Source organism: uncultured Alcanivorax sp., assembly GCF_947258575.1.
GTDB lineage: Bacteria > Pseudomonadota > Gammaproteobacteria > Pseudomonadales > Alcanivoracaceae > Alcanivorax.
On record NZ_CAMYIV010000011.1, the window covers coordinates 1 to 14,145 of the forward strand.

A 14,145-nucleotide genomic window follows, 5' to 3' on the forward strand; every position below is an offset into this window, starting at 1 on the left:
GAAGGAAAGGAGCTAGCTTCTAGCTGCTAGCTCCGAGGTAAGACATTTTGTACGAGCGGCGCTTGAGCCGCGAACTGTTTTGGGGAATGCCTTAGCAAGTAAGTTCGCGGCTCAAGCGCCGCTCGTACAAAATGTCTTACCTCGGAGCTAGCAGCTAGAAGCTAGCTCCTTTCCTTCACCCCACCAACGCATAGCACGGCACGTAATGACTCCCGGGCAGCTTCATGCGGTGTTGCTCCACAAATGCCTGCAGCAACTCATCAAGGTGCTTCATCAACTCGCCCGGGGCGTGCAGGCGGTAGGGGCCGTGTTGTTCGATGGCGTGGATGCCCTGTTCTTTCACGTTGCCAGCGACGATGCCGGAGAAGGCGCGGCGCAGGTTGGCGGCCAACAGGTGGACCGGCTGATTGGCGCTGAGATCCAGGCTGGCCATGGCCTCGTGGGTAGGCTCGAACGGTTGTTGGAATTCCAGGGGGATTTTCAGTCGCCAGTTGAAGTAGAAGGCGTCGTCGTTATCCCGGCGGAACAGGGTGAGGCGATCAATGCCGGCGCACATGGCCAGGGCCACGGCCTCCGGATCATCAATGATGATCTGGTAGCGCTCGGCGGCTTTCTCTCCCAGGGTATAACGGATAAAGGCATCCACCTGGCGAAAATACTCCGCGCTGCTGGCTGGCCCGGTCAGCACCATGGGCAGCGGCATATCTGCGTTGTCGGGATGCAGTAACACGCCGAGCAGATAAAGAATTTCCTCGGTGGTGCCTACCCCGCCAGGGAAGACAATGATGCCGTGACCCACCCGCAGAAACGCTTCCAGTCGTTTCTCGATATCCGGCATGATCACCAATTCGTTGACGATAGGGTTGGGGGCCTCAGCGGCGATAATGCCCGGCTCGGAGATTCCCAGGTAACGACCGTCCTTGAAGCGTTGTTTGGCATGGGCCACATGGGCGCCCTTCATGGGCCCTTTCATGGCGCCGGGCCCGCAGCCGGTGCAGATATCCTTGTGGCGTAAGCCGAGCTGGTAGCCCACGCTCTTGCTGTAGTCATATTCGACCCGGGAAATACTGTGGCCCCCCCAGCACACCACCATATTGGGGGACGCCCCGGCTCGAAGCGCCCCGGCATTACGGAGGATATGGAACACCGCATTGGTGATGCCCTGGCTGCTGCTCAGGTTGAAGCTGTCGTTATTCTGGATTTCGTTGGCCACATAAACCAGATCGCGCAGCACTGCAGACAGGTGCTCGCGAATCCCGCGAATCATGCGCCCGTCCACAAAGGCCCCGGCAGGGGCATTGTCCACCTTGAGTCGTAGCCCCCGGTCCTCCTGGATCACCTCGATATCAAAATCCTTGTAGGTCTCCAGCACCTGACGGCTGTCATCGGTGGGGGTGCCGCAGTTGAGCACCGCCAGGGCGCAACGGCGTAGCAGCTCGTGCAGGCCGCTGCCGGAGGTGTCACGCAGGCGTTCGACTTCGTGCTGGCTGAGTACTTCCAGGCTGCCTTCCGGAGCAACAATGGTGGATACCGTTTCGGTCATAGGGTCGGGTCCGTCGCAAAATAATCGTTATTCGGGGGCTGCCGGGCAGCCCGTGCGGCTACGAAGCCGTCGCCGCCCATCCCAAAGACAGGGGCACTTTACAAGAGTACCCCAGATGACAATCCCTGTGAGTGAAGAGTTGCAGGCCCGGCGTCCCTGGGGTTACGACAGACTCTTTTACAATTTGCCGGGAACGCCACGCCGCCCCAGGCGTCCGAATCTTTATCAAGTCTGGCACACTGACTGCATGGTTGATCTGTGTCATATGGCTGTCGCTAAGCGTCGCCATACTTGGTCGATTGGGAACCGGCACAATGCCGGCCCGTTAATGAGGTTTTATCTGGAGCAAAGCATGTTGCTCAAATATCTGAATCAGCTGGAACAGGCGGTGAAGGCCGCGTCCGAACACCCGGATACGGATTCCATGAACCGCTGTGCCGATTGTGTGGCCACCCTGGATGCCTACCTGGATGCCCAGATGGAGCCGGTACAGCGCCGGGGCCGGGAACTGATGGATGGGCTGATCCCTTCGGATTTGCACAGTCGCGTCTGCCAGCGGGTGCATTGAAGCTCCCACGTTCCCGGTAGGAGCGTCGCTGGCGGCGCGATAGCCAAAGGCCGGAAAAGATAGATTTACCACAGAGGGCACAGAGCTCGCTGAGGAAAAGAACGGATTTTCTTGGTGAGCTCTGTGCCCTCCGTGGTGAAAATCCTTTTGATCCGGGTCTGTTATTGGCGCCGCCCCTAGAGCCGATTACGCTGATGCCGCAGCGCTTTTTCCCTTTCTTCCGGAAACAGGTCCGGCTGCTGCGGGGCTTTCAGGTCGCGCAGGCGAGCGCCGATACCGATCAGGCGGGCAGGGCCCTGGCGGCGTTCCCATAGCTGTCGCAGAAGTGCCTCGAAATGGGCCGGGTCCAGATCGTCTCCCACTTTGTCGCAGCTCAGGCTGACAAAATCCTGATACTTCACCTTGGCGGTCAGCCCGCTGATCAGATAGTGCTGGTCGAGCTTGTCGAAGCGGGCCTTGAGCTTTTCCAGCAGGCCATCCAGCTCTCTCAGCCAGGCATTCAGATCCACCTGATCCTTGTCGTAGGTTCGCTCTACAGACACGGATTTGCGACGCCGGCCGGTTTGCACGGGCCGATTATCTTCGCCACGACTCAGGTGGTAAAGCCGCTCACCGAAACTGCCGAAGTGCTGAGACAGTTCCAGCCGACTCATGTTCTGCAGGTCGCCGCAGGTATGCAGGTTTAGCCCGGCCATGCGCTCGCCGGTAACCCGGCCCACGCCGGAAATCTTTTTTACCGGCAGGGCCGCCACAAAGTCGTCTACCTGAGCGGGGGGAATCACAAAGAGCCCGTCCGGCTTGCGCCAGTCGCTGGCCACCTTGGCGAGAAACTTGTTGGGGGCCACGCCAGCGGACACGGTAATTCCCAGTTCCCGACGAATGTCCTGCCTTAACGCCTCGGCAATGCGGGTTGCGCTATTATCGAACTGGTCGCTGGCGCTCACGTCCAGAAACGCCTCGTCCAGCGACAAGGGCTCGATCAGGCTGGTGTAACGGCGAAAGATGTCATGGATCTGTGTGGAGACCTTGCGATACTTGTCGAAGTTGGGCGGTACAATGACCAGTTCCGGGCAGAGTCGCAGAGCCTGTGACGAGGCCATGGCTGAATGCACCCCGAAATGACGGGCCGGATAATTGCAGGTGGCGATAACGCCGCGTCGGTTAGGGTCGCCCCCGACGGCCACGGGACGATGACGCAAGGTCGGGTCATCACGCATTTCCACGGCGGCATAGAAGCAGTCGCAGTCCACGTGGATAATCTTGCGTGAGGCCTGTGCCATGAATGAACTCTGGGATGTGGCAGGATTGAAAATCGGGTTGCCTGTGTCACACGGGCAGCCCTAAGGAGAGTGTAACATCGGCATTACCGGTAACCGCACACCGCAGGTCCTGATTGTTGGCGCCGGCCCCACAGGCCTGGCGCTGGGGATCGGCCTGCGTCGACACGGCATTGATTGCTGCATTATCGACCGGCTCGCCGAGCCGTCCCCCTGGTCCAGGGCCCTGGGGCTACACGCCCGTAGCCTGGAAATTTTTGCTGCCCTGGAAGTGCTGGCACCGATCCGCAAGGCCTCGCGCACCATGCGCGCCGTGTCTGTCTATGGTGACAAGGGCTTCCTGTTCGAGTTGGATCTGACCAGCCTGGATGCCCCGTATCCCTGGGTGCTGAGCTGCCCCCAGTCCGATGTGGAAAAAGCCCTGACGGAACGCTATCGAAGTCTTGGTGGCGAGCTGATCCGTGGCACAGAGTTGCTCGATTTTACCCAGGATGGTGCAGGCGTCCGCGCCCGGATACGGCAAGGTGCCGACGTGGAAACGGTCAGCTGTGATCTGCTTGTCGGCGCAGATGGTGTCGGTTCCACCGTGCGTCAGCAGTTGGGCATCGGCTTCAATGGCGTCGATTACGACGAACATTTCCTGCTTGCGGATGTGGACTGGCAAGGGCCCTGGCGCAGTGATAGCTCCCATGGCTTTTTGCAGGAGGACGGTCTGCTGATCGCCTTGCCGTTACCAAAAGGCTGGCGGTTGATCATGGCCAGGGAGCAGGCCTGGGAAGGTGAACTGAGCCTGCAGCCCTTTACCGACCGGCTGACGTCTATTCTTGGCGAAACGCCGGATCTGGGTGAGCCTCGCTGGATCAGCCGCTTTTCCGTGCAGAGGCGGCTGGCGCATCATTACCGGCGCAACCGGGTGTTTCTGGCCGGCGATGCCGCCCATGTACAGAGTCCGCTGGGCGCCCAGGGAATGAACACTGGCCTGGCAGATGCCTTTAATCTGAGCTGGAAACTGGCGTTCTACCTCAAGGGCTATGGCAGCGGTGCCTTGCTCGACAGCTACGAGCAGGAACGCAAACCGGTGGCAGATAAGATGCTGCACGGGGTGGACATGTTATCGCGGGCCTCGTTGGTGAAGCTGCCCATGCTGCGGCGCACCCGCGACTCCCTGTTGAAAATGGCGGGAGGACGGACCGGTCTGTCCAGGCGCTTGCTACGCAGGGCCAGCCAGCTGGATGTGCATTATCGGTCCTCGCCGCTGGTGGGCTGTGGCCCGGAAGCAGAGCTGGGCTGGCGCAATCGGGGACCGTTGCCCGGTGACCGGCTTCCCGATGCGGCGCTTCGCTCTGTGCGCACTGGCCACCTTCACCAGCTCCATGATCTGTTGCGAAAACCGGTTCATCACCTGTTGCTGCAACTGGGCGATAACCCCGAGCACAATGAACGGCTGGTGCTGTATGCACTGAGCGATCGTCTTGGTCAGGAATATCGTGAGCGTGTTCACCTGACGGTTATCGTGGCCCCTGATACCCCGAGTGAAGAGATCCCCCGGGAGGGCACCACCCGTATTTGGCAGGATCATCAAGGAGAGTTTGGCAAGGCCTTCGGCGACGGGCCGAGAATGTGGCTGATGCGCCCTGATGGTCATCTGGCCTACCGGGCGCCGGTGAGCAATGCCAACCATCTGCTGGAGTATCTGGATACGGTGCTGGGGAGAGGTAACAGTTAACAGTGAATAGTTAACAGCGACGCGCGCAGTGTCGTTTCTGTTCGTAAACGCAAGAAGCCGCGCCCAGCCTCTGGGCGCGGCTTCTTTGCTATGAATACAGCAAGCGTTTTCCGCGCAACTGCTCACTATTCACGGTTAACTGTTCACTGCTTTTGTCCATCGCTGAATCACAAAGTGCGCATTCATGGCTTTGCCGGCCAGCTTGCCGATACCAGCTTTGGCCTCGGGCTTGGCGCGCCAGTGATGTGGCGTCATGGCCAGCAGGTTTTGTAATTCCTGCTCGTCATCGGGAGTCCACTCCAGGTGGATATCCTGGCTATCGATCTGCGTAAAACGTTCATCCAGAAACTTGCCTGCATCGAACCCGGATTGACGAACCTCCTCATAGAGGGCTTCGCGCAAGGGCAGTAGATGCTGTTCTCCGGTGCCCACCACAATCAGTTCGCCACCGGGTTTCAGTACCCGGGCAATATCATCGGTGAATAGCCGTGTGAACAGCACAAAAACGCGCTGCTGGCTGGCGTCGAAGAGAGGCAACCGAGCGCCACTGGCCACCAGCCAGGTCAGTGCCTTGTCCCGCTTGGCGGCTGCATCCACGGCAAACTTGGAAATATCAACGCCCATGCCGTTGTCGCTTCCCAGCCGTCGGGCGAACTGGCAGGTATACCAGCCTTCTCCGCAACCGATATCCAGCCAGGGCTGGTCATCGTCGTCCAGCCCGGCCAGCAGCGCATCGGCGAGGGGCTGATAACGCCCCATTTCCAGAAATGCCGTACGGGCCTGCACCATGGCTTTGTCATCACCCGGTGCGCGTGAGCGGCGGTGCTGGGCCAGCAGCAGGTTGGTATAGCCGCGTTTGGCCCGGTCGAAGCGGTGGCTGTTGTCGCAGAGCCAGCTATTGCCGGTGAGTTGCAGGGGCTGGTCGCAGCTGGGGCATTTGAGGTTGGGCATGGTATGGATGCGACCCGGGAAGGGCGCATTTCACTGTGGAAGAGGGCTGCATTGTCGCAAATTATCCAGACAATAAAAAAGGGCCAGCAACGGCTGGCCCTTTTTGTGCTTCCGGTTGATGGTCAGGCTTTACGGCGATAAAGCCCTAACAGCATCAACATGGACAGTAATCCAGCCGGCAGGCTACCGCCGCCACCGCCAGAACCGCCCGGTGCCAGAGTAGCAGGAGGCGCCACACTGGGGCATTCCTCAAGGTCTTCGCGGCTGAAATCCAGTGCAACGTTAGCTTGCAGAACGGAGCCTACCTGCGCCCCGTTGTCGCTATCCACATTGATTGAAATAGTTTCGGTAGTTTCAGCTGCGGCCTTGATCGCAATGGTTGAGGTTTGTTCTGCACCGGCTTCCAGTAGGCCGAGCTGACATTCATAGTCGCCGGCTTCCACGGTACAGGATGTGCTTCTCTTGCTGACCAGAGTGATCGTTTCCGGTAGTGAGCCGAAGGCAAAAGTGCCTGTGGAATCAATCACATCGTCCAGGTTGGCCACGCTTGTTTCGATGCGCATTTCCACACCGTTATTTCGGTTGGACAGACAGACTGGCTCTGCGGTAATGGACAGTTCGGGCTGGCCCAGTTGCAAGGTGACAGTGCCGCTGTTGTTAAGACGGTGGTAATCCCGGCTGTTATCCAACTCGACAGAGACCTGGAAGGGAACAGCGATGCCGCTCTGGCTGTTGGCATCAACCGCTGTAAAGGCCAAGGGTTTGGTTGAGCCGCCGGAGATGGCCTCGCCGTCATAAACGCATTCGGTAACGTCATTGTCAGAAGGGGAGCAGGACAGCCCGGCTTCTGCCGCAGAGGGTGTCAGGGTGAATTCCTTGGGGTGTTCAATGACAAGAGAGAAATCAGTCGCTCCTCGGGTACCTGCGTTTTCTACCGGAACCTGGAAATCGATATTCACGAATCCCTGAAAATTGTTGCTTCCATCAGCAATAGTGAGGTCACGGAGCGCCAGGTTTTCACTGCTGGTTTTTCGTTCGATCCAGTCGAGATATTGTGAGACCCGGGTGTAGACAGACGGGATCTCCGGGTCGCCACATTTGTCATCCAGGGAATAGCCAAAACTGGTAATGCCGACCTGGGGGCTGTCATTCAGTGTCGCGCTGGTCAGGAACAGTGGGCCGCCACTATCGCCCTGGCAGGAGTCTTCGCCAAAAGGGTCGCCAGCATCGGGTGACGGTTCATTGGCGCAGAGCATGGTATCCAGAATCTGGTCGCCATTGGTATAGAGATCAATGATGGTCTGGCACGATGCATTGGTGACATAGTCCAGGGCTACTTCCTGAAGCTCCACAAACGCCACGGGTTCCAGGTCGGGGTCTTCGTCCCGGTTCTCATAGGTGGCGATCCCCCAGCCTAATACGCTGAGAATGTCATCGTAGCTGACAAGGTTTTCCAGGGCGTTATCGGTATCAAGCTTGGCCAGCACCCCGGTCTGGATAGTGGCAGTGCCTGTATCGGCTGGTTCTGCCAACCGGATCAATGCAATATCGTTTTCAAACGTATTTTCGTTGAAGCCGGCGTGGACGATGATATTCGCGGCGTCGAGCAAGAGCGGGCTATCTGGGGAGACCTCCAGAGTTTGGCTGCCGACCAGGAGTTCGAGTTCACTGGCCGGGGTTGTAACGATGCCGGAGCGGACACAGTGTGCTGCGGTCAGCACCCAGTCCCGGGACAGCAAGGTGCCGCCGCAGACCTGTCCTTGACCAACCGGGAAAGGTTGCTCTGCATCGATGGCGTCTTGTTTTCTCTGTTTATCAATCAGAGCAACCAGTGTGTTCCAGTTAGTGTCAGCGGTCTCCCCGCCGACAACTCTTGGTGAGGCGGTTGCAGCGAACAAGGTGCTGCAGGCCAGTGTGGAAGCCAGTGCGGCAATCAAGCGGTACTTCATGTGAAATTCCCCAGATGAATCAAAATGCCCAAAAAGCGGCATTCTAGGTGCGGTTAGCGCTGAAAGATGTAGGAAAAACGCCATACTTTTTGTAGTCAGCATGACTGGTGTGACGTGCTTCACATTCCTTGTCAGCGTTTCCGAGAGGGGTTAAGGGCTTTTTGGTAGTGGATTCCCGAACCGTTCCAGATACACCTTGCCAATCTCCGTTGACCCCACATGGTTAAGATGACTTTCATCCCGGTACAAGGGGATGCCATTCAGTACGGTCTGGCAGCGGTTTTCGCCGCAGACGGCCTGTCTCGGATTGATCCAGATGATCTCCGGGAAGCGTTCCTGCACGGTTTGCTTGAAGCGATAGAAGTTGGCCAGGCGCTTTTCGGCTTCCACCGCATCAATGGAGCAATCGTCCATATTTTTCAGCAGGCATTCCGCGTAGGACGCGGAGGGCAGTTCCGGGACGTCTTCAATGAGGATAACGGTGTGACCCTGGGCGTGCAGCCAGGCCACGGTGTCCACAAAGTAGGTCTGGAACGAGTCGTTTTGCAGGTAGGCATTCCACCAGGCGTTGACGAAGACGGTCATGGGACGCTGTTGCAGATACTCGGCCAGGGCGGCGTTGCGTTCGGTTTTTTCCGGGTCGCCGAAGGCGTTGGCGGAGTGTTCGGGGATCACGAAGGGTGTCGAGGCGCGGGTAACCACCAGCATGGAATGGCGGTTACCGATCAGCTGCTCCACGAAACCCAGCAGGGCGATGGCGTGGGAATCACCGATCAGCATGGTATCCGGCTGGCCGTTTTTCGGCTCGGCGCCGAACATGCAGGCTTTGCCCTTGTTGAACTCCGTGGGATCTCCCTTGAAGCATCGCTTGTAGAGGTCTGCGGCATTGTTCTCGGCGATGATGCTGTAAAGCTCGCGGCGATCTTCCGGGATGCGGAAGCTCAGGTCATCGGCGATGCGGATAGTGGACTGGATCGCCCAGATGATCAGCAACGGCACGAAGATGAACACCATGAAGGATTTCTTGAAGCTCCAGGGGCGGTTGCGGTAGCGGTTTTCCACCAGGCGGTAGCTCAGCCACGACAGCGCCACGACGACGGCCATCAGCAGCAGACGATTGCTCCAGGTCAGTTCTATCAGCTGATAGTGCAGCAACGCCACCGGCGGCCAGTGCCACAGATACAGGGAGTAGGAAATGCCGCCCAGAAACACCATCACCGGCAGGCTGAGCAGGCGGGCGGTTAGAGTGCCGGTCTGGTGCAGGCCGGCATAGATCACCATGGCGGTCCCCAGGGTGGGCCACAGGGCGTTATAGCCGGGGAAATGGTCATGCTTGGTCAGCAGCAGGCCGGTGGCGATGATCATGGCCAGTCCCAGACCTGCGAGAATTTCTGCACTGGGCCGGTTCAGGGCCGGAAGCTGACGGCTGAACAGGGCCACGCCGGTGCCCAGCATGAATTCGAACAGGCGGGCGGGTAGCAGGTAATAAGCGGCCGCAGGGTAGGCGCTGGCCAGGTACACCGACAGCGCAAAGGTGCCCACCAGGGTTATGCGGAACGGCCAGTGGCCGTCACGCCCCTTGCCGAACCGGTAGGCAAGGTACAGGGCCAGAGGCCAGATCAGGTAGAACTGCTCTTCCACAGCCAGCGACCAGGTGTGCAGCAGCGACAGGGAGCGGGTTTCCGGGGCGAAGTACTGGGCCAATTCCTGGAAATAGTAGATATTGCTCAGGCCTACCAGTGAGGACAGCCAGCTCTTGGCAAAGATGTAGTAGGCATCGCCGATATAGAAGGGCGAGATCATCAGGAAGGTGACGGTGGACACCAGCAGGAACAGGGGCACCAGACGGCGGATACGACGGGCGTAGAAATCGCGAAACTGGAAGGTGCCTTTTTCAAAAGCCCGCTGCAGGAGCTGGGTGATCACGAACCCGGAAATGACGAAGAACACATCCACGCCGATGAAACCGCCGGTGATGCCAGGGACGTCGTAGTGGTAGAGAATCACCAGCACAACGGCCAGCGCACGCAGCCCTTCGATATCGGCACGGTAGCTTGGCGTGGTCTTCAAGGTGTTCTCCCCGGAATGATCAGCAAAGCGGGGAGAATATAGGGCGGTGGCAGGGCAAACAAGACTGGGCGGGCTTGCCCACGCAGGGATAACGTCCTTCTCGCGTTTACCGTTTGAGCGTGACGGAGCATGGCTCGAACATGATTCAGGGTGGCGTTGATGCATGGTAATGTGAGCGCCGAGCCAATTCCTCCGGCTGTTATCAAGGAGCATTCTGTGGCGACATCCCTGCCGTTTTCCCTGCTGGAACTGGCTTCGGTCCGTGAAGGCGACACCATCGGCCAGACCCTGGCCAACAGCGTGGCCTATGCCCGCCATGCGGAGTCCCTCGGCTTCAGCCGGTTCTGGTTGGCCGAGCATCACAACATGGAGGGCATCAGCAGTGCCGCCACGTCGGTGTTGATTGGTCACATCGCCAATGCCACGGAAACCATACGGGTGGGCTCAGGTGGGGTGATGTTGCCCAATCATCCGCCACTGGTGATCGCCGAGCAGTTCGGCACCCTGGAAATCCTGCATCCCGGCCGGATCGATCTGGGGCTGGGCCGGGCCCCGGGCACCGACCCGATGACCAGCCGCGCCCTGCGCCGGGAAGGCCTGGGTGCCGAGCAGTTCCCCCATGACGTGGCCGAATTGCAGCGGCTGCTGGGGCCGCTGGATCGTTCCCGTCCGGTCAATGCCATACCCGGTGCCGGCACAGAAGTGCCGATCTGGTTGCTGGGCTCCAGCCTCTACAGTGCGCAACTGGCGGCCCAGCAGGGGCTGCCCTATGCCTTTGCCGGGCATTTTGCGCCGCGTCTCTATCGCGAAGCGCTGCGCCTCTACCGGGAGCAATTTCAGCCGTCGGCCCAGCTGGACAAGCCCTACGCCATGCTGGCGGTACCGGCGGTGGCGGCGGATTCCGATGAGGAAGCCCATTTTCTTACCACCACCAGCTATCGACGTATCCTGTCCCTGTTTCGCGGCCAGCCTCTATGGATGCGTCCGCCGGTGGAAAGCATGGAGGGGTACTGGAATCCGGAAGAAGAGGCGGGCGTAAGGGGGTTTCTGGCGCTGCAATTGCTGGGCACTGCCAACACTATCCAGGGGCAGCTGGATCAATTGCTCGATAGCGTAGAAATTGATGAATTGATGGTGACTGTCGATCTCTACGATCCGGAAAAGCGTCGCCACGCTCTGGATATTCTGGCGTCGCTGCCGCAGTTTTGTCGCGAGCAGTAGCGACAGCGCCAGACTGTGTTGTTGCAAAGCGAATGGTCCTTCGCCTTGTGAAAAAGGCGCCAACAGGACAGGAAGGGGCTAGCGGTGTTGTGCTTTGGCGCGCGTGTTGCGCAACACCAGTAGCAGCCCGGCCAGCAGGGTGAGGATGCCCGGGGCTCCACCGCCACTGCTGCCACCTCCCGTCTGCGTCGGGGCCGGGGAGGGGTATCGCAAGGTCAGTGTGACCCTGCTGTCGCTATCGTTTGGCACGTCCCCATTACCAGAGAAACCGGTAAAGGTAACGGCCTGGTTGTCTCCGGTGTCCGAGACAAACGTCAGATTCAAGGTTCGGCTGCCGCTGGCGGCTAAATTGCCAACCGGGCAGCGCAACGGGTTGGACAGGGTGCAGCCCAGTTCGTCAGCGTTTGCCAGGGTTGTATTGAGCGGCAGGGAAAAGCGGATTTCTCCATCGGTTGCGCCATTGATGGTGGACCGATTGCTGAGCGTTACCGCTACCCTGGCTTCACTGGTGTTGCCGCTCTGCTGGATGGCGGACAGTGCCAGATCCGGCTGGTTGGAGAACACCACCTTCTGCGTAATGCGGTTATTGCGGCGTCGGTAATCATCCTGATTGGCAGTGGCGGAGATGGCCACAGTGACCACCTGATCGGCGCCGCTATTGCCATCAATCACCAGATCCTGGGTAACACTGCCGCTGGCCGCGAGGCTGGCGGCGGGCCGACAGCGGTTGCCGGAAAGCAGGCCGCCACACCCGAACCAGCCCCCACTGGCAAAGGTATTGCCAGTGAGACTAAACCCCAGGATCGGATTGGTAACAGTGTTTTCCTTACTGTCGTTTTTCAGGGTCAGGGTCAGCGTCTGGCTGCCGCCGGGGGGCTGGTAGTAATACTGCGGTGGTGGTGTGAGCCATTCAGGGAGTAAGTCCACCAGAGGGATACCGGCGGAAGCGGTCAACACTTCCAGCTCCCGGGTTTCCGCAGACAGATGCGTATAACCCGATGGCGCGCCGGTGGCACAGTTACGCAGGCCAAAACTGGTCAGGCCGACCAGCCAGGGTTGTCGGTCCCGGTCCAGAAAAAGGGGGCCGCCGCTATCACCAAAGCAGGAGTCTTGCTGGACGCCGTTGACCGGGTTCAACTCGGCGGCGCAGACCGCAAAGTTGGTGATGGTAAGACTGGATAGCTCTCGACAGCGCTGCTGGGGGATGTAGTCCAGTTGCACTTCTCGGAGCACATTGCTGAGGTTGCCAGCGCCGGTATCGCCCCATCCCAGAGCAGTGACAGACTCATCCAGCGCACCGGTACTTCGCCGCTCCAGATCGTCAAAGTTGTCCTTGCTGATGATGCTGGGCCACAGAGTATTACCACGGGGGTCGATACGCAGGAGGGCCAGATCGCGGTCCAGATTTTCGTACTGACGATGTACCAGGATCTGTCGGACGGGAATGCCGTTCTGTGGGACATTATTGCGATCGGTGTCACCGATAAAAACGAAGGTTCGATTCGCTTCCGCGCGCTCGCCGCTGAGATATTCCATGCAATGAGCCGCCGTCACCAGCCATTCCGGACTGAGGTGGCTGGCGCCGCAGAGCAAATAGCCGCTCACGCTGGGGTCATCCACGGCCACTTGGGCCATCCAGGGCCAGCGGTCGACCGGTGCCGGTTCGCCACCCACAATTCGAGCGGTGGCGGTGTCTGCGAGGGCGCTGGAGAAGGGGAGTGTGGCGAGCCCTGCCAGCAGAGCGATACGACGGAACATGACAGCTGCCTTGCACGTTTCCCACCATTTTATCGGCTTTCACGGCAAGGCAGTGTGAGCTTATGTATCTGACCCGAATTCACTAATTCGGGTCTTGTTTTGGGGCCTAGGGTTCAGTGCATGGGCGGGGCGTGGGCCAGCCAATGGTCGTTGTCGTCCCGGGTGCGGGCCATGGAGCTTTGCAGGTGGGCCAGCGCCTGTTCCAGAGCGGCATCACCATCAGTCAGGGTCATGATGGCGGCGCGCAGGCCAGGGTGGCGGTCGCGCAGATCATTGAGTAGCTGCTCAGCGGCGGCGGTGGCGGTGCAGGGCAGCAGCAGGGCCAGATGCTGTTCGTCATAGCGCGCGGCCACATCGCTGCGGCGGATACGGTGGGCCACCCGGTTGGCCAGCTGGGGCAGCTCATCGTGATGCACCAGCGCCAGGGTCATGGGTGAGGAAATCCGGTCGTGCAGCGGCACCAGCCAGCCGGCGGTGCTGATCAGCGCCTCGCGGCTGATGAAATCCGTATCCGGATCCCGCCAGGTGGCTTCCAGGGCCGCCCGGGCCAGGGCCTGGTTACGCCATATCATCAGCCCGAAATAGAGCATACAGGCGCTCAGGGCGATGACCAGAAACAGGCTCGCCGAGGCAGACGGCGTGGTCACATAGCTCAGCCGGATCGGCAACACGAAGGCCAGCACGATTTCCGCACCGGCCAGCATGATCAGGAAGCGTTTGATACCGTGCAGCAGGCCGTTGCTGAGTACGGCAATAAACAATAGCGCCATGGTGGGCGGCGGGTTGCCCGGGTCCAGCAGTAGCACAATGCCCAGGGTCAGCAGATCCAGACCGGAAGCAAACGCATCGCCATTGGCAGGCCGCCAGAACAGCAGCAGTAGCTGCAGGCCCACATAGGCAGCAAACAGCAGCCAGGGCGTGGCCTTTGGCAGCGCAAAGAAGAAGCTGTCCGCGTGATGGAAATAAATCACGGCCAGGGCGGCAAACAGGGCCCGGGCCAGGTACTGCATGATCACCACACCCTGATCCGAGGTGATACGGCTGGAAGTCGTCATGATTCATCGATCCCCGGTTACTGAGCC

Annotated in this window: 10 protein-coding genes; 3 read left to right on the forward strand and 7 right to left on the reverse strand. The window is 59.6% G+C overall.

Translation table 11 applies throughout. The features are described from left to right. Nucleotides 1-175: 175 nt before the first annotated feature. Nucleotides 176-1,543: a nucleotide 5'-monophosphate nucleosidase PpnN gene (gene ppnN, locus Q0Y02_RS11150; protein WP_297768113.1), complete on the reverse strand. Its 1,368-nt coding sequence runs from the start codon at nucleotides 1,541-1,543 to the stop codon at nucleotides 176-178. Nucleotides 1,544-1,895: 352 nt separating this feature from the next. Here ppnN and Q0Y02_RS11155 point away from each other — a divergent pair, with 352 nt between their 5' ends. Then, the gene (locus tag Q0Y02_RS11155; RefSeq protein WP_297768116.1) at nucleotides 1,896-2,111 is read left to right on the forward strand and encodes a hypothetical protein; all 216 of its coding nucleotides are present in this window, start codon (nucleotides 1,896-1,898) and stop codon (nucleotides 2,109-2,111) included. Nucleotides 2,112-2,287: 176 nt separating this feature from the next. Here Q0Y02_RS11155 and dinB read toward each other — a convergent pair whose 3' ends face one another. Continuing rightward, entirely contained in the window at nucleotides 2,288-3,391 is a 1,104-nt protein-coding gene (gene dinB, locus Q0Y02_RS11160; protein ID WP_297768118.1) for a DNA polymerase IV, read from the reverse strand. Between the two features lie 112 nt (nucleotides 3,392-3,503). Here dinB and Q0Y02_RS11165 point away from each other — a divergent pair, with 112 nt between their 5' ends. Next, nucleotides 3,504-5,114, forward strand: coding sequence for an FAD-dependent monooxygenase (locus Q0Y02_RS11165; protein WP_297769419.1), 1,611 nt, complete (start codon nucleotides 3,504-3,506; stop codon nucleotides 5,112-5,114). Nucleotides 5,115-5,249: 135 nt separating this feature from the next. On the opposite strand, the gene Q0Y02_RS11170 is transcribed toward Q0Y02_RS11165, so the two are convergent. From Q0Y02_RS11170 to Q0Y02_RS11180, 3 genes are all read right to left on the reverse strand, one after another. Further along, nucleotides 5,250-6,065 carry a putative RNA methyltransferase gene (locus Q0Y02_RS11170; RefSeq protein ID WP_297768120.1) on the reverse strand — a complete coding sequence of 272 codons (816 nt, stop codon included), beginning with the start codon at nucleotides 6,063-6,065 and terminating at the stop codon, nucleotides 5,250-5,252. Nucleotides 6,066-6,187: 122 nt separating this feature from the next. After that, entirely contained in the window at nucleotides 6,188-8,137 is a 1,950-nt protein-coding gene (locus Q0Y02_RS11175; RefSeq protein WP_297768123.1) for a serine protease, read from the reverse strand. A gap of 27 nt (nucleotides 8,138-8,164) precedes the next feature. Next, nucleotides 8,165-10,084, reverse strand: a complete 1,920-nt coding sequence (locus Q0Y02_RS11180; protein ID WP_297768126.1) for an acyltransferase family protein — start codon at nucleotides 10,082-10,084, stop codon at nucleotides 8,165-8,167. 216 nt (nucleotides 10,085-10,300) lie between these two features. Between Q0Y02_RS11180 and Q0Y02_RS11185 the strand changes: the two genes are divergently transcribed. Beyond that, a complete protein-coding gene (locus Q0Y02_RS11185; RefSeq protein WP_297768129.1) occupies nucleotides 10,301-11,305 on the forward strand; it encodes an LLM class flavin-dependent oxidoreductase in 1,005 nt (334 codons plus the stop codon). 78 nt (nucleotides 11,306-11,383) lie between these two features. Here Q0Y02_RS11185 and Q0Y02_RS11190 read toward each other — a convergent pair whose 3' ends face one another. Together Q0Y02_RS11190 and Q0Y02_RS11195 are read right to left on the reverse strand one after the other, a co-directional pair. Further along, nucleotides 11,384-13,063: a serine protease gene (locus tag Q0Y02_RS11190; RefSeq protein WP_297768132.1), complete on the reverse strand. Its 1,680-nt coding sequence runs from the start codon at nucleotides 13,061-13,063 to the stop codon at nucleotides 11,384-11,386. 113 nt (nucleotides 13,064-13,176) lie between these two features. Beyond that, nucleotides 13,177-14,118, reverse strand: a complete 942-nt coding sequence (locus Q0Y02_RS11195) for a GGDEF domain-containing protein (protein ID WP_297768135.1) — start codon at nucleotides 14,116-14,118, stop codon at nucleotides 13,177-13,179. Nucleotides 14,119-14,145 lie beyond the last annotated feature (27 nt).